The 18,185-nt window shown below is 60.0% G+C and carries 22 protein-coding genes; 5 read left to right on the top strand and 17 right to left on the bottom strand.

What is annotated here, in order from left to right:
- Nucleotides 1-5 precede the first annotated feature (5 nt).
- The 8 genes from ACR9ZQ_RS04395 to ACR9ZQ_RS04360 form a co-directional block, all read right to left on the bottom strand.
- Nucleotides 6-752, bottom strand: a complete 747-nt coding sequence (locus ACR9ZQ_RS04395; protein ID WP_481426989.1) for an SDR family NAD(P)-dependent oxidoreductase — start codon at nt 750-752, stop codon at nt 6-8.
- A 16-nt stretch (nt 753-768) separates the two neighbouring features.
- Complete coding sequence (locus tag ACR9ZQ_RS04390; protein WP_481426988.1) at nt 769-1,521, bottom strand: ABC transporter permease; 753 nt, start codon at nt 1,519-1,521, stop codon at nt 769-771.
- 51 nt (nt 1,522-1,572) lie between these two features.
- A complete protein-coding gene (locus ACR9ZQ_RS04385) occupies nt 1,573-2,739 on the bottom strand; it encodes an ABC transporter permease (protein WP_481426987.1) in 1,167 nt (388 codons plus the stop codon).
- 104 nt (nt 2,740-2,843) lie between these two features.
- Entirely contained in the window at nt 2,844-3,890 is a 1,047-nt protein-coding gene (locus tag ACR9ZQ_RS04380) for an ABC transporter substrate-binding protein (RefSeq protein ID WP_481426986.1), read from the bottom strand.
- A gap of 14 nt (nt 3,891-3,904) precedes the next feature.
- Nucleotides 3,905-4,936 (bottom strand): ABC transporter substrate-binding protein, encoded by a 1,032-nt coding sequence (locus tag ACR9ZQ_RS04375; protein WP_481426985.1) that lies wholly within the window; start codon nt 4,934-4,936, stop codon nt 3,905-3,907.
- Nucleotides 4,937-4,973: 37 nt separating this feature from the next.
- Complete coding sequence (locus ACR9ZQ_RS04370) at nt 4,974-6,275, bottom strand: aspartate aminotransferase family protein (RefSeq protein ID WP_481426984.1); 1,302 nt, start codon at nt 6,273-6,275, stop codon at nt 4,974-4,976.
- The gene (locus ACR9ZQ_RS04365; protein WP_481426983.1) at nt 6,272-7,261 is read right to left on the bottom strand and encodes a transketolase family protein; all 990 of its coding nucleotides are present in this window, start codon (nt 7,259-7,261) and stop codon (nt 6,272-6,274) included. Before ACR9ZQ_RS04365 ends, ACR9ZQ_RS04370 begins: the two co-directional genes overlap by 4 nt.
- Nucleotides 7,261-8,121 (bottom strand): transketolase, encoded by an 861-nt coding sequence (locus ACR9ZQ_RS04360; protein WP_481427278.1) that lies wholly within the window; start codon nt 8,119-8,121, stop codon nt 7,261-7,263. Before ACR9ZQ_RS04360 ends, ACR9ZQ_RS04365 begins: the two co-directional genes overlap by 1 nt.
- Before the next feature lie 230 nt (nt 8,122-8,351).
- On the opposite strand from ACR9ZQ_RS04360, the gene wrbA reads away from it, so the two are divergent.
- The 5 genes from wrbA (at nt 8,352) to ACR9ZQ_RS04335 (ending at nt 11,681) form a co-directional block, all read left to right on the top strand.
- Nucleotides 8,352-8,960: an NAD(P)H:quinone oxidoreductase gene (gene wrbA / locus ACR9ZQ_RS04355; RefSeq protein WP_481426982.1), complete on the top strand. Its 609-nt coding sequence runs from the start codon at nt 8,352-8,354 to the stop codon at nt 8,958-8,960.
- Between the two features lie 73 nt (nt 8,961-9,033).
- A complete protein-coding gene (locus tag ACR9ZQ_RS04350; protein WP_481426981.1) occupies nt 9,034-9,807 on the top strand; it encodes an SDR family NAD(P)-dependent oxidoreductase in 774 nt (257 codons plus the stop codon).
- A gap of 25 nt (nt 9,808-9,832) precedes the next feature.
- A complete protein-coding gene (locus tag ACR9ZQ_RS04345; protein ID WP_481426980.1) occupies nt 9,833-10,279 on the top strand; it encodes an ester cyclase in 447 nt (148 codons plus the stop codon).
- 11 nt (nt 10,280-10,290) lie between these two features.
- A complete protein-coding gene (locus ACR9ZQ_RS04340) occupies nt 10,291-11,067 on the top strand; it encodes an SDR family oxidoreductase (protein WP_222409500.1) in 777 nt (258 codons plus the stop codon).
- 179 nt (nt 11,068-11,246) lie between these two features.
- The gene (locus ACR9ZQ_RS04335; RefSeq protein ID WP_481426979.1) at nt 11,247-11,681 is read left to right on the top strand and encodes a DoxX family protein; all 435 of its coding nucleotides are present in this window, start codon (nt 11,247-11,249) and stop codon (nt 11,679-11,681) included.
- Nucleotides 11,682-11,736: 55 nt separating this feature from the next.
- Here the strand turns inward: ACR9ZQ_RS04335 and budC are convergent, their stop codons facing one another.
- The 9 genes from budC to ACR9ZQ_RS04290 form a co-directional block, all read right to left on the bottom strand.
- Entirely contained in the window at nt 11,737-12,507 is a 771-nt protein-coding gene (gene budC / locus ACR9ZQ_RS04330) for a meso-2,3-butanediol dehydrogenase (protein ID WP_481426978.1), read from the bottom strand.
- 68 nt (nt 12,508-12,575) lie between these two features.
- The gene (locus ACR9ZQ_RS04325; RefSeq protein ID WP_481426977.1) at nt 12,576-13,415 is read right to left on the bottom strand and encodes an oxidoreductase; all 840 of its coding nucleotides are present in this window, start codon (nt 13,413-13,415) and stop codon (nt 12,576-12,578) included.
- A 20-nt stretch (nt 13,416-13,435) separates the two neighbouring features.
- A complete protein-coding gene (locus ACR9ZQ_RS04320; protein WP_481426976.1) occupies nt 13,436-13,738 on the bottom strand; it encodes a putative quinol monooxygenase in 303 nt (100 codons plus the stop codon).
- A gap of 36 nt (nt 13,739-13,774) precedes the next feature.
- Nucleotides 13,775-14,059, bottom strand: a complete 285-nt coding sequence (locus ACR9ZQ_RS04315) for a DUF1330 domain-containing protein (protein ID WP_481426975.1) — start codon at nt 14,057-14,059, stop codon at nt 13,775-13,777.
- 52 nt (nt 14,060-14,111) lie between these two features.
- Complete coding sequence (locus ACR9ZQ_RS04310; protein WP_481426974.1) at nt 14,112-14,660, bottom strand: flavin reductase family protein; 549 nt, start codon at nt 14,658-14,660, stop codon at nt 14,112-14,114.
- Between the two features lie 56 nt (nt 14,661-14,716).
- Nucleotides 14,717-15,466, bottom strand: coding sequence for an SDR family oxidoreductase (locus ACR9ZQ_RS04305; protein ID WP_481426973.1), 750 nt, complete (start codon nt 15,464-15,466; stop codon nt 14,717-14,719).
- A gap of 144 nt (nt 15,467-15,610) precedes the next feature.
- Nucleotides 15,611-16,615, bottom strand: a complete 1,005-nt coding sequence (locus ACR9ZQ_RS04300; protein ID WP_481426972.1) for a helix-turn-helix domain-containing protein — start codon at nt 16,613-16,615, stop codon at nt 15,611-15,613.
- Between the two features lie 331 nt (nt 16,616-16,946).
- A complete protein-coding gene (locus ACR9ZQ_RS04295; RefSeq protein ID WP_481426971.1) occupies nt 16,947-17,552 on the bottom strand; it encodes a carboxymuconolactone decarboxylase family protein in 606 nt (201 codons plus the stop codon).
- Entirely contained in the window at nt 17,465-18,169 is a 705-nt protein-coding gene (locus ACR9ZQ_RS04290) for a carboxymuconolactone decarboxylase family protein (RefSeq protein ID WP_481426970.1), read from the bottom strand. Before ACR9ZQ_RS04290 ends, ACR9ZQ_RS04295 begins: the two co-directional genes overlap by 88 nt.
- Between the last annotated feature and the right edge of the window lie 16 nt (nt 18,170-18,185).

Genomic DNA, 18,185 nt, shown 5'->3' with positions numbered 1-18,185 from the left:
TGGCCTCAGTTTGCAACTTCAGCAACACGCGGCGTGCGCAAGCCCGCCGTCTCACCACCGTCGACGGTGATGACCGTTCCATTCACATAGCTGGAGTGGTCGGAGAGAAGCCATGCAACCACGTCCGCGACCTCTTCTGGCGTTCCGAAACGGTTCGCCGGAATACGGAGTTCAAGCTGCTTTTTCTTCAGTGGATCAGCGATGATCTTGTTCATCATTCGCGTTGCGATCTGCCCAGGGCACACGGCATTGAACCGCACTTCTTCCCCAAACTCGAGAGCCAGCGCTTCGGTCATTCCGATGACGGCAGCTTTCGACGCGCAATAGACTGCCAGCCCCTCCTCACCGGTCTTCCCCGCAATGCTGGCGATGTTAACGACAGAGCCGCGCCCTTTCCGCAACCCCTCGAGGGCATGCCTAGTGAAGAGGAAGGCGCTGCGGGCGTTCACAGCCAGGACTTCGTCCCAGTCCGCCTGGCTGGCGTCCGCGAACGAGATTCGCTTGGACATGCCCGCGTTGTTGACGAGGCCGGAGAGCCGACCGCCCCCCAGCTCCAAGGCCTTTTTTACGACGAGCTCGCAGTCGCTCTCCCGGCTTACGTCGCCCGGAACAAAGGTGACGCCTGGACCGGCGGCCAGTGCTTCTCCCGCCGCGCTGTCTCTGCCGGTGGCGACGACCTGCTTGCCGGCCGCGGCGAGTGCCTCGACGCAAGCGCGGCCAATGCCGTGTGTAGCACCTGTAACGATAATCATTCCTGAGATACTCCGATTACGTGGCCGGGGCCTTGTTGGTGGCCGCGCGGTGTTGAACGAATGCCCCGAAGCCCATGAGGGCAGCCGACACGATGACGAGCAGAGTCGACATCGCGAGGATAGAGGGGTCGATGTTGTCCCTGAGCCCGTCGAACATCTGACGGGGCAGCGTCCGCTGGCCGGGACCGCTGATGAACAGCGCCACGACCACCTCGTCGAAGGAAAAGACGAAAGCGAAGAGCGCCCCCGAAATAACGCCCGGAGCGATCAGCGGAAGGGTCACGGTCCGGAAGGCGTGAAACGGTGTCGCGCCCAGACTGGCCGCTGCGCGCACGAGGTTCGTGTCGAAGTTCTTGAGGGTGGCGGTAACCGTGATCACGACAAAGGGAACCGCTAGAACCGCGTGGGCCAGAACCAGACCGATGAACGACGCCACCAAGCCGAGCTTTGCGAAGAAGAAGTACATCCCCACCCCGCTGATGACCACGGGAACGATCATCGGAGAGATGACGACGGCGAGAATCGCCGATCTGGCGGGCAGATAGCCTCTCGACAGGCCGAGGGCCGCGATCGTGCCGAGGACACTTGCGACGACGGTCGCGCCTACGCCGATGATAAGGCTATTCATCAGCGCCGACATCCAAGGCTGTGGCTGGAGTATCTTGTAGTACCACTGCAGCGAGAATCCGGGCAGAGGATACGAGAGGAAATTGGCCGAGCTGAAGGAGATCGGAATGATAGCCAGCGTCGGACCGATCAGGAAGACCATGGCCAGGATGCAGAACGCTACCTGCAGGCGTCGGATGCATGAAGGCACGGCTTACTCCATTCCCACGATGCGGCCGATGCCCACGATCTTGCCGACGATGATGTAAAGGGCGAGGATACAGCTCAGGAGCAGGACGCCGAGAGCCGCGGACATGCCCCAGTTTATGGTGGTGTTCGCGTAGAACGCCACGAAGTAGCTGAGCATCTGGTCGGACGCGCCTCCGACCAGGGTAGGCGTGACGTAGTATCCGGCGGCGATGATGAACGTGAGAAGACATCCCGCTCCCACGCCCGGTAGTGTCAGCGGGAGGTAGACCCTCAGGAACGTGGTGACAGGGCCAGCGCCGAGGGAGGATGACGCCCGCACGAACGACGGTGGGATGCCCTTCATCACGCTGACGAGCGGCAGGACCATGAACGGCAGCAGGATGTGAACCATCGCGATGTACAGCCCGGTCCTGTTGAACACGAGCTCAAGCGGCGCGTTGGTCAGTCCCGCCGCCTGCAGCGCGCGGTTCACTATCCCCTCCTTCTGGAGGATCACGATCCAGGCGCTTGTCCGCACCAGAAGCGACGTCCAGAAGGGCAGCAGGACGCAGGCCAGCATGATGGCGGAGAAGCGACCGCCCACAGCCACCACGGCGTTGGCGATCGGGTACGCCAGCAGGACGCAGATGACGGTGACGAAGCCGCTTATGGTCAGCGTGCGCGCGAGCGTGGAAAGAAAGAGCCGCTCCTCCGCAGGGGCGAGCTTGATGCCTCCGTCGTCTCCCAGCCTCAGATCAACCGCCGAGAGCAGATAGAAGGCAGTAAGCGGCGAGCCGTTGCGCTGAATCGCTCTCCAGTACGCCGGATCGTTCCATTGTTCGTCGAGACCGACCAGGTATTCTCGGCCGGATGATATTTCCGCGTTCTTCGCATTTCTCACCGTCTTCGCCAGGAGGCTCCGGAACCCGGTGATCTCGTAATTCAACCGGCGGCCCGCCTCCGCCAGCACGTTTGGCTGGACGCCGGATTTTATGTCTTCCACGAGCGCGTCAAAGGCTGCGGAAGGCGGAGTGGCCCTCCCGTCCCACGTCCGCAGGGCCTCCAGGGTCCTTGGAAGAGCGCCGCGGACCTCGGGGTTGTTGACCGCGTAGAACAGCATCGTCCCGAGCGGCAGTACGAACGCGAATACGATGAAAGCCACCAGAGGTCCGATCAGAGCGACGGATATCATCGTCTGTCTTCTCCGATCGGCACGGAAGCCGGCCGCCAGCGCGGAAGCGCGCCCCGGCCGGCTGGCGTCAGCCTCCGAAAGCTGCCGCACTACGATCCCGGAGGTCACTGAGCTCGCCATGTCGCGAACCTCGCCTCCAGGGCCTCGCCGTTGTCCGCCCAGAACTCGGTATTCAGCCCGACGGCGGACTTGAGGTTCTCCTCTGTTGTCGGGAGGTCTTTCGCCAGCTCCGGCTTGATGCTCTGTATGGCTTTCTTGTTGGTCACTCCATACGCGATATACTGCGGGAATGCCGACTGGGCCGCCTCGGAAGCGGCGAAGGCGATGAACTTCTGCGCGTTCTCGCGGTTCGCGCTGCCCTTTACGACACCCCAGTAGTCGATACCGTAGACCTGGCCATTCCAGATGAGAGCGAAGTTCTTGCCCGAAGCGTTGGCGGCGGTCACGCGGCCGTTGAACGTCGCGGTGGCGACCACGTCGCCCGCCGCGAGGCGTTCGAGCGACTCGGCCCCGGACGTCCACCAGATGATATCGCCCTTGATCCGGTCGAGCTTGGCGAACGCGCGGTCCTGCCCGGCCTTCGTCGCGAGAACCTTATAGACCTCGCCCGGGGAAACCCCGTCAGCCAGAAGGGCGATTTCGAGCGTCATCTTGGCCGTCTGGCGGAAACCCCTCTTCCCGGGCCACTTCTTCATGTCCCAGAAATCCGCCCAACTCCGCGGCCCGTCGGCGATTTTGGACCTGTCATAGCTTGGAACCATAGACCATACGAAAGCTCCCACGCCGCAGTCACTGTAGGCCTCGGGAATGAAGTCGTCCTTGTTGGCGATCTTGCTCCAGTCGAGCTCCTCGAACAGCCCCTCCGCGCATCCGGAGAGCAGCGTGTTCTGCTCGACCTGCATCACGTCCCAGGAGACACTGCCGCTGGCGACCATGGCACGGACCTTCGCCATCTGCCCCGAATACGAGTCCTCGGTGAGGGCTACGCCGGACGACTTGGCGAACGGTTCGAAGAATGCCTTCCGCTCCGCATCCTGGAGAACGCCGCCGGCTCCCACGACCGTCAGCTTGCCGGGATCGGCCAAGGTCATCGAAGAGACGCCAAGGCCGGCGAGCAGAACAAGCCCGCCAATGAAACCGCGATAGTGCATAAGACCTCTCCTCCTCATTGTGCTACCCACCGATTGAACCGCTGCTGCAGCTCTTCTTCGTGATCCACCCAGAACGGCGTGCTCAACGCGAGCGCGCCGGCCATGTTCTTTTCGGCGGTAGGCAGCTGCGGTGAGATGTCCGGGGAAATGCTGGACGTCGCCTTCGCGTTGGTGACGCCGTAGACCATCTTTTCAGCGAAAGCCTTCTGCGGCTCGGGGCTGGTCATGTACGCGACGAGGTCGAAAGCCTTGTCCCTGTTCCCGCCCTTGGGAATGGCCCAGAAGTCCATCGCGTAAAGCTGGTTGGTCCAGGACATCCTGAAGTGCCTGCCCTGCTGGTTAGCGGCGATCACGCGACCGTTGTAGGCAGAAGTCATCGTGACCTCGCCCGACGCCAGCCATTCCATGGGCTGCGCGCCGCTCTCCCACCACTGGATGTTCGGCTTTAGTTGATCGAGCTTGGCGAATGCCCTGTCCTGCCCTTCCTTCGTCGCCAGGACCTTGTACAGTTCCTCAGGCTTTACCCCGTCGGCGAGCAGCGCGATCTCGATCGTCATGCGAGCCTGCTTTCGCAGTCCGCGCTTGCCCGGCCACTTCTTGACGTCCCAGAAGTCGGCCCAGGATGTGACGCCCGTGGTCTTGTCCCCGTCGTATGCCAGGATTTTCGACCAGACAAAGGCCCCCACCCCGCAGTCGGACTTGGCCGGACCGATGATGTCTGCGGAATTCGGGAGGCTCTTCCAGTCAAACGTCTCGAGAAGGCCCTGGTCGCAGGCCAGGATCATCTCGTTCTCGTCCATCTGCACGACGTCCCAGGTCGTCGTGCCGGTCTCCACCATCGCCTTCACCTTGGCGATGCCTCCAGTATAGGACTCCTCGAGAAGAGGCGCGCCGGATTTCTGTTCGTAGGGCTTGAAGAGCGTCTCGCGCATCGCCTCTTGCGTTGCGCCGCCGAAGCCGACGACCGTGAGATCGCGGGCAAGTGCCGGAGTCGTGGTCGCAAAACACGCGGCCGTGACCATCAATGTGATTAACCGATGTCTCATTGGTTCCCCTTTTTTGATTGAGATCAGGTTGTCGAAGTTAAGCCGCGGCCGACCGCGCAAAGTCGGCCATGGTGGTATCGATGAGCTCGAGGGTGTCGTCCAACACGCTGCGATCGTGGCTGAGCGACAGGTAGAGGCGCTTGAGTTGGAGAGGCTGAAAAATCTGTCGACCCGCGATCAGGGCCCGGCGGAACCGCATGTCGAGCTCGTTATCGTTCCGGAGGAGGTCGGCATATTCCTTGAACTCGCCCTCGAAGAAGTACACGAGCCAGACGGAACCGAAGCCCGCGGTCTGGGCCCTGATGCCGTGCCGCGCGATGATTTCGTCGATCTGCTTCCGGAGATAGCTTCCGAGGTCGAAGAGGCGCTCGTAGACGCCCGGCTTCGACAGCTCCTGAACAGTGGCCTTGACGGCAGCCATCGAGGAAGGGGTGCCGTTGAAGGTCCCTCCCATGAAGACCGCTCCCTCGCCGGTCCGTCCCACGCGCTCCATGATATCCCGTCGCCCGGCAACCAGGCCGATCGGATAGCCGCTGGTAGCAGCCTTGCCGAAGGTGGCGAGGTCCGGGGTGATTCCGACGATCGACTGGTATCCTCCGAGGGCGTGCCGGAACCCGGTGATCACCTCGTCGAAGATCAGGATCACACCATTTTCGGCGGTGATCCTCCTCAGATCGCGCAGGAACTGGTTCTGAGCGACGACCGCTCCCATGTTGTGTGCGATCGGCTCGATGATGATGGCGGCCACCTCGCCCGGATTGCCCCGGATATATTCTTCCACTGCCGTCGCGTCGTTGTAGGGCAGTATCTTGGTGTGACGTGCAGCGTCGTAGAGAATTCCGTCGGACATGGGGTCGAACGAGTCGATCATCTGGCGGCTGGACTGGCCGTTCATGGCGACGTAGTCATGCCAGCCGTGATAGCCGCCCTGGAACTTGATGATCTGCTTCCGCCCGGTATAAGCCCGGGCCAGGCGCAGGGCGTGGTAAGTTGCTTCCGATCCGCTGCTGCAGAACGCGACCTGATCGGCGCAGGGAATGGCGTTGACGAGCAGCTCGGCGACCTCGACCTCGAGTTCGAGAACTCCGGCTCCGATCAGATCGAGGCTCTCTCCGACTTCGGCAATGGCCCGGGTGATCGCCGGGTTGCGGTGTCCGAGGACGTTCGCACCGAAGGCGCAGTGGTAGTCGGTGTATCGGGTGCCGTCCGCATCGTACAGGTACGGGCCATCCGCCCGGGAAAAGGCGATAGGCGCTCCGAGGCGTCTGCTGGGGCTAAGAAGACCGCCCGGTATGACGGCCTCGGCGCGACCCGCTATCGTTTCGTTGTTGCTTCTCATCGAGCCGCTCCCCCGATGTTTTCGAGAACTTCTGCCCGGATACCGTCGGCGTCGAGGCGGTAGTGCCTGTAGAGGTGCGTGGGCGGTGCGATCAGGCTGTATTCGTCCCTGATGCCATGACGTACGAGGCGAGCCCCCTTCCCCTTCTCGGCGAGAACCTCGGCAACCGCGCCACCCAGACCGCCGAGGACGTTATGCTCTTCGACAGTGAGGACGATCTTCGAACGTGCCGATGCCTCGATGATCGCTTCCTCGTCGAGAGGCTTGATCGAATGCATGTCGATCAAACCCACGGAGTGACCGGCCGCGTTCAGTTCCTCCATCGCCTTCTTCGCACCGTGGACCGGATAGCCCGCAGCGATGATGGTCACGTCGTCGCCGATGCCGTGAACGACCGCCTTGCCGAGCTGGAAGTCCACGCCGTTCTCGTAGACAACCGGGTCGTGACCGCGATGGATGCGGAAGTAGATCGGAAGAGGATAATCGACCGTTGCCTTGAGGGCGGCTGCCAGGGCGGGACCGTCCGCCGTGGAAACGACGGCGAGATTCGCGATGCTCCTGGTGATCGCGATGTCTTCGGTTGCGTGATGGGATGTGCCGTAGAACCCGAGCGAGATGCCGGTGTGGTGCCCGATGAGGCGGACCGGCTGCTTGCAATAAGCCACGTCCATCCGAATCTGCTCGCAGCAGAGCAGCGCCAGGAACGAGGCGAACGTCGCCACGTAAGGAATAACTCCGGTCGTCGCCATCCCGGCGGCTGCCGACACCATGTTCTGCTCCGAGATGCCGAACTGGACGAACCGATCGGGGAAGCGCCTGGCGAACTCGTTCAGGCCATTCGAGTACTGGAGGTCGGCGGTTCCAGCCATCACCGGATGTCCGGCTTCCGCCAGCTCGATCAGCGCGTTCGACAGCGTCGGCAGCGATGGTGCGCGGCGGTTTACCTCGCGGTATTGCCACGAGTCCTTGGAAATCAGCTGGTTCATTATGAAATCACCGTGTTGAGGATCGTTTCGCGGGCGTTGTCTTCGTCTTCCGCGCCGAGATATCCAAGATGCCAGCCCGGTTCGGTTTCCATGTAGTCAATGCCCTTCCCCTTCACCGTCTGCGCGATGATGCAGCAGGGCCTGGTGCGGGCGGTGTCTGCCTTCACCTGCCGGAAAAGCGTCGTGAGGGCGTGGATATCGTGCCCGTTGACGGTGTGGACCTCCCAGCCGAAGGCCCGCCATTTCTCGTCCAGCGGCTCTACGGCGAGGATATCGTCCACTTTACCGTCGAGCTGGTAACCGTTCCGGTCGACGATGGCGACGAGGTTGGAGAGGCCGTGGCTGGATGCGGAAAGCGCAGCCTCCCAGACCTGACCCTCCTGCATTTCTCCGTCTCCGAGCAGCACGAACGCGTTGAAGCCCCGCTTCTGGAATCGCGCGCCGAGGAGCATGCCGACGCCGTTCGAAAGGGCATGCCCAATCGAGCCGGAGCTGAAATCCACGCCAGGCACTTTCGTCATGTCCGGATGGTCGCCGAGCGGGCTTCCGAGCCTGGTGTACGTGTCCAACCAGCTCGGATCGAAGAAGCCGAGGTCGGCGAGGATCGGGAACAACCCGACGGCGGCGTGACCCTTCCCCATCAGGAAGCGGTCACGGTCCGGCCAAGCGGGATCGCCCTTCCTAATGTTCATCACGTCGTAGTAGAGCGCCGCGAATATCTCGGCGCACGAGAAGACCGAGGTGTAGTGACCTACCTTGGCGATCGAGATCAACCGAATGGTCTCAAGGCGGACGAACTGCGCGCGTTCGCGCAGAAGCTCCCCCTTCTCTTCGGACAAAAGATCCCCGTCGCGGCCCATCGGTGGATGGCCGCCATAAATATTTAACATTGTCACGGATATACTCCCGCCGTTCCCTAACTTATAAGTTATAAGATATAGAGAATCGCGCCAAAGGCAACATGGATTTTTGACAACGCGGCTAGTCGATAAAATCGAACGTAACAGATCAAATTATGCAGCTTTTTTCGAATGATGAAAAAGCAGATGTTGCCTCCATCGAATTCAACCATCCCAACGGAGCAAAACAAATGACCAAGGTTCTCGTTCTCTACTACTCGTCCTACGGCCACATCGAGACAATGGCAGGCTCGATCGCTGAAGGCGCAAGAAGCGCTGGCGCCGACGTTACAATCAAACGTGTCCCAGAAACCGTCCCGCCTGACGTCGCCGAAAAGGCCCACTTCAAGATCAACCAGGACGCACCGATTGCGACGGTAGCGGAACTCGCCGACTATGACGCGATCATCGTCGGTACGGGTACTCGCTTCGGCCGCATGTCGTCGCAGATGGCTTCTTTCCTCGACCAGGCCGGTGGCCTTTGGGCACGGGGAGCTCTCAACGGTAAGGTGGGCGCTGCGTTCGCGTCGACAGGTACGCAGCATGGTGGACAGGAAACCACCCTGTTTTCGATCATCACCAACCTCATGCACTTTGGCATGATCATTGTCGGCCTGCCCTATAGCCACCAGGGCCAGATGAGCAGTGAGGAGATTGTTGGCGGCGCTCCTTATGGCGCAACCACTGTGGCCGGTGCTGACGGATCACGCCAGCCTTCGCAGATCGATCTCGCCGGTGCCTTCCATCAGGGCGACATCGTCGCCCGCACTGCCGCAGCTCTCGTCGCAGCCCGCGGCTAAACCCACCTAACTCACTCTTTAAATTCAGCTCCAACTGGACCAGCCGATTGCGATCGGCTGGCAAGGAGAAGTCATGTCCTCGCTTTTCTTAAACAAGGTCGTCGCGGTCACCGGCGCAGGCTCTGGGATCGGTCGGGCGATAGCACTTGGGCTCGCTCGCGACGGCGCGACTGTGCATCTAGCCGATCGCGATGCCGACGGGCTCACCCAAACTGCAGACCTCATCCGCGTCCAAGATGGCCGGGTGTTCACAACCGAACTCGACGTAGCAAGCGAGCTTCAGATCGTCGGATGGATCGAACAGATCGATGCTGCATCCGGTCGACTCGATGCTGCATTCAACAATGCCGGCATCACCGGCCCTGCAAAGCGGATTGAAGACTACGCATTGGCAGACTTTCAGCGGGTCATCGCCGTCAATCTGCAGAGTGTTTTTCTCGGGATGAAATACCAGATCCCGCTGATGAAGCGCAGTGGTGGCGGATCCATTGTGAACACGGCTTCCGTCGCCGCTTTGACGGGGCCTGGAGGAATGAGCGCCTACGCCGCCTCCAAACATGGGGTGCATGGCCTGACCCGCGTCGCCGCTATGGAAAATGCGGCCCATGGCATCCGCGTCAACGCGATTGCGCCTGGCTGGACTGAAACGCCAATGGTCGTGGCAAACAGCCAACAGAACCCGGCCTTTGCAGCACTTGCCCAAAACGCCATTCCCGCCAGGCGCGGCGGCAAGCCGGAGGAAATCGCGGCCGCGGCAATCTGGCTTGCCTCCGACGCCGCCTCCTATGTCACCGGACACATGCTGACCGTCGACGGCGGCATGACCATCGGTGGTTTTGAACTCTGACACCGAACCTCGAAAGGAAAATCCCATGTCAGACCAACCTGAAGCATTGAAAGCAGTCGTCCGCCGCAACACACTCGAGGTGCAGTCCGGCGGCAACTTCGAACTTTTCGACGAGCTTTTCGCCGACGATTTTCTGGACCACACACCGCAGCCCGGCGGTACGCCGGATAAGGAAGGAGCGCGTCGTCTTTACCACGCGCTGCGCGAAGCCTTCCCGGACTTCCACGCCGAAATTCACTGGCAAGCGGTCGATGGCGACATCGTGACGACTTTCAAGACCTATCACGGCACCCATCAGGGCGTCGTCCTTGGGATCGCGCCAACGGGCCGCCAGATCAAGTTCGAAACCGTCGACGCCATGCGCATTCGCAACGGCAAAATCGCCGAACACTGGGGCGTGGCCAACCTCTATTATCTTCTGCAGCAACTCGACGCCCTGCCCTCCTCGGCCCCCAAAGTGCCGGAATATTAAGGATCACCACAATGAGCAACAGTAACATTCTCGACGGCAAGGTCGTCATCGTAACCGGCGCATCGAGCGGCATTGGGCGTGCGATCGCCATCCGGGCTGCCGAACATGGCGCCAAAGCAGTTATCGTCTCGGACGTCGTGGAAGCACCGCGCGAAGGCGGTGAACCGACTGCCTCCGAGATCAGAAAACTGGGGGCCAAATCCGTCTTCGTGAAAGCAGACGTCAGCCGCAAGGCTGACAACGACGCGCTGGTTGCGGCGGCAGAAGAATTCGGCGGCGTCGACGTCATGGTGGCAAATGCAGGCATTACCCTGAAGACAGACGGCGCGGAGGTTCCAGAAGACGATTACCGGCGCCTGATGTCTGTCAACCTCGATGGCCCGTTGTTTGGCGCTCAGGCAGCTGCGCGCCAGATGAAGGCGCTCCACAAGCAGGGCAGTATTGTCCTCATGGCGAGCATGGGCGGGATCTCTGGCGCCGGCATCACCGTTGCCTACTCGACAAGCAAGGGCGGTGTGGTGCTGATGGCGAAATCATTGGCCGACGCCCTTGGACCGGATGGCATCCGTGTCAACGCGGTAGCACCCGGCACCATCGACACAGAGCTTCTTCGCACGAGCCCCGGTATCGCCCAAGCCTCCGAAGGCTTTCGCCAGAGGACGCCGCTCCGCCGGCTTGGCAAACCGGCGGAAGTCGGAGATGCTGTCGCTTTCCTTGGCTCGGACCTGTCGAGCTATGTCTCAGGCACCGCGCTCCTGGTGGATGGAGGGCTGCTCTCCGTTATCTGATTTCTCGACCCTCCAGTCGGACCCGCGCCCTCAAAAGCGCGGGTTTTTCATTGCCTCCATCGTTCGAAATTTTCGACGATAATCCGCGATATTATCCAGCTTTTTCGTTTGATCTGATAATGGCAATTTCTTCTCACGACGCAGCCACGGTGGCTTCGCCCCAACTAAGGAATACGTTCATGTCCCATTCCGATGCAATCGCTCAGCGCGTTGAAACTCTTTCCCAGTCGGCCCTTTTAAGCGGCGTCACCCCGCTCGCCGGCCGGATCCTTCTGGCGGCCATCTTCCTTCTGTCCGGCATCAGCAAGATCTCTGATCCGGCTGGAACGATCGGCTACATCAATATGGTCGGCCTGCCGTTCCCGCCGCTGTCCTACGGCGCGGCCGTATTGACTGAGATCGTGGGAAGCATCGCCCTGATCCTCGGCTTCCAGACCCGCATCGTCGCTCTGATCCTTGCCCTGTTCAGCGTTGCCACGGCACTGACGTTCCACAACAACCTCAGCGACCTGAACCAGTTCATCCACTTCTTCAAGAACATCGCAATGGCCGGTGGCCTGCTGCAGGTCGTGGCGTTCGGCGCGGGTCGTTACAGCCTCGACGCCCGCCGCTAAGCGAAGCACGTGATCAAAGGAGAAGCCCGGACGATGGTCCGGGCTTCTCGCGTTTTTACTTACCCCATTCCGGACCGCCATCGGTGCAAGTCTGACCCCCATCGACCGGCAGGACAATCCCGGTGATCCAGGCGGCTTCATCACTGGCAAGAAAAGCGACTGCCGAAGCAATCTCTTCAGGTTGGCCTGCCCGTCTCAGCGGAATCCGGTCCCAGGCCTTTTCGAGAAGCGCGTCATCATCCATGATCGCCTCCACCATTCCTGTGACCGTAAGCCCGGGTGCCACTGTGTTTGCTCTGACGCCGAACTTGCCGAGGTCGCAGGCAGCTGAGCGGGTTAGATTGGCAACGCCACCCTTTGCAGCATTGTAAGCTGCATGGCTCCAGCCGCCACCAAGGGATGAGACGGAGCCGATGTTGACGATCGAACCTTTGGTCTCCTTGAGGTGCGGAACTGCTGCACGGCTCATGTAGAAGACGCCAGAAAGGTCGGAGGCAATGCATTCATCCCAATCCTGATCACTCGTCTCTTCGATGTTTCCAACGAGATTCATGCCTGCGGCATTGACGACAGTGTCGATGCGACCGAACCGCTCGACTGTGGCTGCGACAAGGGCGTCGCAGTCCGACCGTGAGGAAACATTGGCGACAAAGGTGCCGCTGCGGTCAGCCGGCATCTTTGAGGCAGCTTCCGACAGCCGTTTCCCGGTTCTGCCGGAGATCATCACGGACGCTCCTTCGTTAAGGAGACGGTTGGCGATGGCGGCGCCGATACCGGAGCCCCCGCCGGTCACAATAGCTACTCTTCCTTCAAATCGTTTTGACATGACACACTCCTTCATTCTCCGTGGCGAAGGCCGCGGCAGTGTTGGCTCCGTGTTGAATTTGGATTGGTTCAGTTGGCCGGGAAATCGGCTGAACGAGACAAGGCCTCCCAGGCAACAACATTTGCCTTGAGGTCCTCCGCCTTCTTCAGGGCAGCGTCCACGGCGTCATTGCCGAGCGGAAGATGGTGCGGAGGCTGTTGCGCCAGGACGGCTTGCCGGATGGCTTTCGCCGCACGCGCGGGGTCACCAGCCTGCTTTCCGACCGATGCGTGGTAAGCACGGCGCGCTGCGCCCGCTGTCGCTTCGTAGTCGTCGATTGACGCGGAGACCTCGTTCGACGAGCCTGCCCACTCCGTCCTGAAGGCACTTGGCTCGACTGTCATGACGTCGATGCCGAGAGGAGCGACTTCTTTCCGAAGCGTGTCCGACAGGCCCTCCACGGCAAATTTGGTGGCGCAGTAGTAGCCGACGCCGGTGTAACCGACCAGGCCGCCGATCGATGTCAGATTGACGATCATACCACTGCGCCGGGCTCGCATATGTGGAAGGACCGCATGGATCGTGTTCGCGGTGCCAAAGAAATTGACGTCAAACAGGCGACGGGCATTCTCTTCATCAGTTTCCTCGATCGCACCGAAGAAGCCGATCCCGGCGTTGTTGATCAGGACGTCGATCCGACCGAAGTGTGCTTCCGCGGCGTCGACCACCTTCTGGCACTGATCCCGGTCGATCACGTCGAGTGGAAGGATCAGGGCATCGCCCTTCTGTTCCAGATCCACGATCTTGTCGGTCTTGCGGGCGGTCACGACAACCTTCTCGCCAGCCTCCAGCAGATGTTCCGCGATGTAGCGACCGAAGCCCGTAGAGCATCCGGTTACGAGCCAGACTTTGGGGTTTTGCGTGCTCATTTCATATACTCCTTTCTGTATCAGACCTGCGGGGACCGTTGCTGGTAGCCGCGGATTTTTACGTCTTCGACGCACAGGTCCGCGACCTTCGCCATGAAAGCCTGGACGTAGTTCGTGCTCATATGCAGCTTGAAGTCAGAGGCATGCCGCCAGTCTTCGAGCACCATCCACACGTCGGGAACATCAGTGGACTGGTGGATCTCGTAGCGTAAGCAGCCTTCCTCCTTGCGGGAGGGAGCGACGAGCCGAAGCAGTTCGTCACCCAGATCTCGTGAGCGGCCCGGCTTCGCCGTGAAATAGGCCACGTTGGTGAGGTCAGCCATTTCGGGTCTCCTTGTTCAGAAAAGCCGATGCAGTTTTCAGACGCCGTTGATCGCTATGATACGCGACCCGGCCGCCGCCTGACGCTGAGCCGCAAGCGGCGCATAGTCCGACGATGCGAAGAGCTCACGGATCGCGTCCTTGTTCGGGAACTCGATGATGAGCATGTTCGTGGCTGTCCAGCCTTCCAACTCCAGAGGGGTTTCATCGATGGCGATAAGCCTGCCGCCGGCTTTGGCGACGAGCGGCAAGGCCTTGGATCGGTAGTCTTCGATCGACTTCATGTCGTGGATGTCGAGATCAACGACGAGATAAGCGGTCATGGTTTTCTTCCTTTCGTAATGGGTTTCTGGTGCATTTTGGGGCCGGCGCCTCTCAGGGGAGATGGCGCCATTTGACCATCCGATCTCGAAGGTCGAGCGTGCCGCCGTCGACGGTGAACGTGCCGTCACCGAGGTGATGCATCATTCGACGTTCCTTACGGCTCTCGTTGATCCAGATCCTCGTCGCCTCAAGGATGAAGAGGTTGTAAGGATCCGAGAGCCTGGTATCGACGACCCGGCATTCGATATTGGCCAGGCAGTCGGAGAGGAGTGGGGCTGATACGTCCTTGGCAGGTCGCGTCTTGAGACCGTACCTCTGGAATTTATCTACCCGATCGCCTGAGCAGTTCCCGACGTCGACAACGGTTTCGGCGAGATCGAGACCGGGTACAGCGATGACGCACTCTCCGGTTTTCCGGAGAGCCTGATAGCTGTGATCCCAGGGACCGATGACACAACCGATCAGCGGCGGGTCGTGCTGGATCATCATATGGAAGCCCATCGTCATCACGTTGGGCTTGCCGTTATCACTCGTCGAGACCATGACGATCGGGCCAGGTTCCAGGACGCGATAGGCTTGAGATGCGGGTAATTCCTTCATGACAATCTCCTTGAGAGGTCCCTGCATTGATCCAGGGACCTTTCAGGGCCGGTCTGTTACCAACCCTGTTCTACTGGCAGAACGAACAGCTCGGCGACGTCCACATGAGCCGGGGCCTGGGCTGCGAAGACGATCGTGTCGCCAATGTCCTCGCCCTGGAGGAAGGTCATCTGGCCGGCCAGCTCATCCATCTGCTTGCGGTAGCCCGGATCTGTGATGTGATCGTAAAGCTCGGTGGCAACGGCGCCCGGCTGGATGCAGGTCACGCGGATGCCATGCTTCTGGCCGACTTCCATGCGCAGGCCATCAGAGAAAGCCGTGACGGCATGTTTTGTAGCGCAGTAGACCGACAGACCCTTGAAGACCTTGCGGCCAGCGATCGAGGACATGTTGAATACGTGGCCGGAATGCTGCTTGATCATCTGGGGCAAAACGGCGGCCGTCGTATTGAGCAAGCCCTTCACGTTCACGTCCACCATCCGCTGCCACTCGTCGACCTTGAACTGGTCGATATCGGAGAGCGGCATCAGGCCGGCATTGTTGACGAGGATGTCGATTGATCCGTAGGCGTCGATAAGCTCTTTGACACCCGCGTCGACCGAAGCCGTATTAACGACGTCCATTTCGATGACAAGAGCCTCGCCGCCCTTGGCTTCGATCTGTTTCTTGAGATCTTCGAGCTTGTCGGTGCGGCGGGCTGCGATACCGACCTTGGCGCCGGCTTCAGCAAGCTTTGCAGCAGTCGCGGCGCCAATGCCGCTCGATGCGCCGGTGACCAGTGCGATCTTTCCTTTGAGGTTGGTCATTGTCTTCACTCCTTGTCTTGAAGCCCACCACCGCGGCGGGCGTTTCGTTTGACAAGGATGAAATTATGCCTCCCCCTCCGACCTTCTCTCGCGCCCTTGCTCGACCTGTCGCGATCTTGCTCGAAATCGCGCCAGGCCGAAAAATCAGCCGCGCCGATAGTGGCTCGGCGGCAATCCGGTCTCGCGACGGAATACTTGGGCAAAGTGGCTCGGGCTTGAATAGCCGACCGACATTCCGATCTCGATGATGCTGGTATCCGTCTCCTGCAGCAAAAGCTGTGCCCGGGCAACGCGCTGGCGGATGAAGTAGCGTGACGGCGAGAGCCCGGTCGCCCTTTTGAACAAGCGACTGAAATGGAATTCACTCATACCCACCGTTTCAGCAAGCTTTGCGAGATTGAACGGCTCGGCTAGATTTTCTTCGAGGTAAGCGATAGCGCGACGCAGTTTGAAGCCGGGAAGTGCGTTCTGGCGATCGTCGGCAGCTTCACTGGCGGCGTAGTTTCGGATCAGATGCACGGCAAGGGTCTGGGCAAGACCCTGGACGAACAGCTGGCTCCCTTTCCCTTCAGACGTCAGCTCCTGATGGATCAATGCAAGGAGGTGTGACAGCTGCGTGTCCTTGCCCCCGGAAATGTCGCGCAGCGCAGGAGGGGCGGCGCAGCCCAGTACGTCGTAAGCGACGCGCTCGAAAAGCGGTACGGAAAGATAAAGATGCATCACCTGAAAAGGTGAATCACCAATCGCTCGCCAGCGCATCTCGTAGGGAGTAGGAGAGCGGGTCAGGAAAAAATCCCCGACCGTGACCGTGTTGGCGACCCAGTCGCCGTCAAGGTCACGTTCCTCAACGACTGCTTCTCCCGACATCACCCAAACGATTAGTGGCTCTGCGACAGCGGGAACGAGAAAGGGTTCCTGCTTGTTGAGACGTGAATACACCTGCACGAACATGTCATTCCACGCCGGACTATCGCCACTAACAAGCGTGCGACCGGCTATATACTGTTCAAGCCCGAGCGGGGACGTCCGCTCGGGCCTTGCAATGACATCTTCCAGTTCGGGCGCGAGTGCCGCTGGATAAATGGGCTTTCCAGCAACGGCTGGGATTGAGGACAAAACGTTTTGACGGGACGGTTCGATATTTGCCAATGCGGACCCTCTCTTGAAACGATAGCTGCCTGCGTTGCCTAAGGGTTCAATGGAAGTTGTCCCCGTTCCCATATCCGCCCACAACCACCATCAATGATGCAAGGCAGCATTTGGTTTCGTGCGACAGGAAGACAAGGCCGGTTTCGTCCGACTTTTGAGGCAGATGAAATTCACATCAAGTCGCATGTCAGTATCTCCGGGTTCGTGGCACCATTCGCAAAACTTCCAAACACATCTTTTTTAAGAAGCGACGGCAAGGTGGCATCAAACGCAAGGTGAAATGAGAGAATCGTCACACTGCCAAAGGGCTGGAACCCAACGCCTCAGTTCATCACGAAGCGTTGTCAGCAGCCTGCTTTCCGTTGAATAACGAGATACGGTCATGGGCAATCAGCAGAGCTTTTTCGATCAATGGATAGCCAGCATAGGGAATGATGTTGAAGAGAGTGTCGATAATCTCTTCCCGGGTGGCCCCGAGATTGAGAGCTGCATCGATATGAACACCCAGCGGCCTTTCTGCCGCGACGGTTCCCTGGGCGGCGAGCGCAGAGATTGCACCCAACTCGCGTCCCTTGGGGTCAAGCGCTGAGCGAGAAAAGATATCACCGTAGCAGTGGGCAACGATCAATCGACCCAGCCCAGGGGCAATATCCTTGAAGCTATCGACCACATCAGCGCCGGATCCACCGGATGTTGCAGCGAGTGTTGCGGCGCCGCTCTCGAAGCGCTTCTCACTATCTTTGCTGTCACGGACTTTCTTAGTATTCACTTCTGATCGTTCGGGAGCCACGAGGACATTGTTTGCTCTGCCGGCAGCGTTGAGCGCTGCTGGAAATCCGGAATAGACGCTCAGTTGGATAACCATTTCGACAATGTCGCTGCGGGTTGCACCCGTAGCCAAAGCTGAAGCGATATGGCCGTCGAAGCTCGCCCCCACCTTCCCCCCGCGGCCAGCATTGCAGCGGACGCGAGATGAACCAACCTCGGCTCCAGGTGCACGGCACAGAAGATCTCTTCGTCAAGGACCTGTTCGCGCCACTTCACGAACTCAGGCGCAATTCGATCGAGCACGGCGAGACGGTCAGAGGAGATATCCGGGATGAAAGGTGATGCCTGAGCCTCGGTGGCATTATTGGTTTCGCCCCGCTCGGCGAAAATATCGCCGACGATGGGGACGGCGTTGATCGCCGTCGGAAACCCGATCAAACCCGCGGAAATAAACAACAGGTCGACGATATCGTCGCGAGTTCCCCCGACATTCAATAATCCACTGAGGTGAAAAGAAAGCTGAGATTGCGCCGATCCGTGGGCCAACAGGGTAGCCGCAGTCAGAATCTGACGCGTTCGCAGATCAAGGCCATCACGCGATAGCACATCGCCATAGGGATACTGAATGGTGAACCGCGCCAGGTCTTCCGAGAAACGCGCAAGCTGGCTTACCGGGCCGCCAAAATTCTCGCCTCCGATGTGTTTGAGGACGGCAAGACCACGAAGGTGTTTTTGCCTGTCTTCAGGCGACGCCCAATTCTCGAGCTGCTCTTCGATATTGGTCATTATCATCGCTTCCTCT

Source organism: Rhizobium sp. KNZ14-9A, assembly GCF_056755015.1.
Note: the sequence above shows the minus strand (reverse complement) of the source record. Positions and strands in the feature narration are given on the sequence as shown.

What these genes read in the sequence shown, in the direction of transcription:
- ACR9ZQ_RS04345 (WP_481426980.1), top strand. Translation starts at nt 9,833, where the DNA reads ATGTCAGACCAACCTGAAGCATTGAAAGCAGTCGTCCGCCGCAACACA.
- budC (WP_481426978.1), bottom strand. Translation starts at nt 12,507, where the DNA reads ATGTCAAAACGATTTGAAGGAAGAGTAGCTATTGTGACCGGCGGGGGC.
- ACR9ZQ_RS04360 (WP_481427278.1), bottom strand. Translation starts at nt 8,121, where the DNA reads ATGGGCCGCGACGGGGATCTTTTGTCCGAAGAGAAGGGGGAGCTTCTG.
- ACR9ZQ_RS04290 (WP_481426970.1), bottom strand. Translation starts at nt 18,169, where the DNA reads ATGACCAATATCGAAGAGCAGCTCGAGAATTGGGCGTCGCCTGAAGAC.
- ACR9ZQ_RS04315 (WP_481426975.1), bottom strand. Translation starts at nt 14,059, where the DNA reads ATGACCGCTTATCTCGTCGTTGATCTCGACATCCACGACATGAAGTCG.
- ACR9ZQ_RS04350 (WP_481426981.1), top strand. Translation starts at nt 9,034, where the DNA reads ATGTCCTCGCTTTTCTTAAACAAGGTCGTCGCGGTCACCGGCGCAGGC.
- ACR9ZQ_RS04385 (WP_481426987.1), bottom strand. Translation starts at nt 2,739, where the DNA reads ATGATATCCGTCGCTCTGATCGGACCTCTGGTGGCTTTCATCGTATTC.
- ACR9ZQ_RS04375 (WP_481426985.1), bottom strand. Translation starts at nt 4,936, where the DNA reads ATGAGACATCGGTTAATCACATTGATGGTCACGGCCGCGTGTTTTGCG.
- ACR9ZQ_RS04365 (WP_481426983.1), bottom strand. Translation starts at nt 7,261, where the DNA reads ATGAACCAGCTGATTTCCAAGGACTCGTGGCAATACCGCGAGGTAAAC.
- ACR9ZQ_RS04340 (WP_222409500.1), top strand. Translation starts at nt 10,291, where the DNA reads ATGAGCAACAGTAACATTCTCGACGGCAAGGTCGTCATCGTAACCGGC.
- ACR9ZQ_RS04325 (WP_481426977.1), bottom strand. Translation starts at nt 13,415, where the DNA reads ATGAGCACGCAAAACCCCAAAGTCTGGCTCGTAACCGGATGCTCTACG.
- ACR9ZQ_RS04370 (WP_481426984.1), bottom strand. Translation starts at nt 6,275, where the DNA reads ATGAGAAGCAACAACGAAACGATAGCGGGTCGCGCCGAGGCCGTCATA.
- ACR9ZQ_RS04335 (WP_481426979.1), top strand. Translation starts at nt 11,247, where the DNA reads ATGTCCCATTCCGATGCAATCGCTCAGCGCGTTGAAACTCTTTCCCAG.
- ACR9ZQ_RS04390 (WP_481426988.1), bottom strand. Translation starts at nt 1,521, where the DNA reads ATGGTCTTCCTGATCGGTCCGACGCTGGCTATCATTCCGATCTCCTTC.
- ACR9ZQ_RS04305 (WP_481426973.1), bottom strand. Translation starts at nt 15,466, where the DNA reads ATGACCAACCTCAAAGGAAAGATCGCACTGGTCACCGGCGCATCGAGC.
- ACR9ZQ_RS04395 (WP_481426989.1), bottom strand. Translation starts at nt 752, where the DNA reads ATGATTATCGTTACAGGTGCTACACACGGCATTGGCCGCGCTTGCGTC.
- ACR9ZQ_RS04310 (WP_481426974.1), bottom strand. Translation starts at nt 14,660, where the DNA reads ATGAAGGAATTACCCGCATCTCAAGCCTATCGCGTCCTGGAACCTGGC.
- wrbA (WP_481426982.1), top strand. Translation starts at nt 8,352, where the DNA reads ATGACCAAGGTTCTCGTTCTCTACTACTCGTCCTACGGCCACATCGAG.
- ACR9ZQ_RS04320 (WP_481426976.1), bottom strand. Translation starts at nt 13,738, where the DNA reads ATGGCTGACCTCACCAACGTGGCCTATTTCACGGCGAAGCCGGGCCGC.
- ACR9ZQ_RS04380 (WP_481426986.1), bottom strand. Translation starts at nt 3,890, where the DNA reads ATGCACTATCGCGGTTTCATTGGCGGGCTTGTTCTGCTCGCCGGCCTT.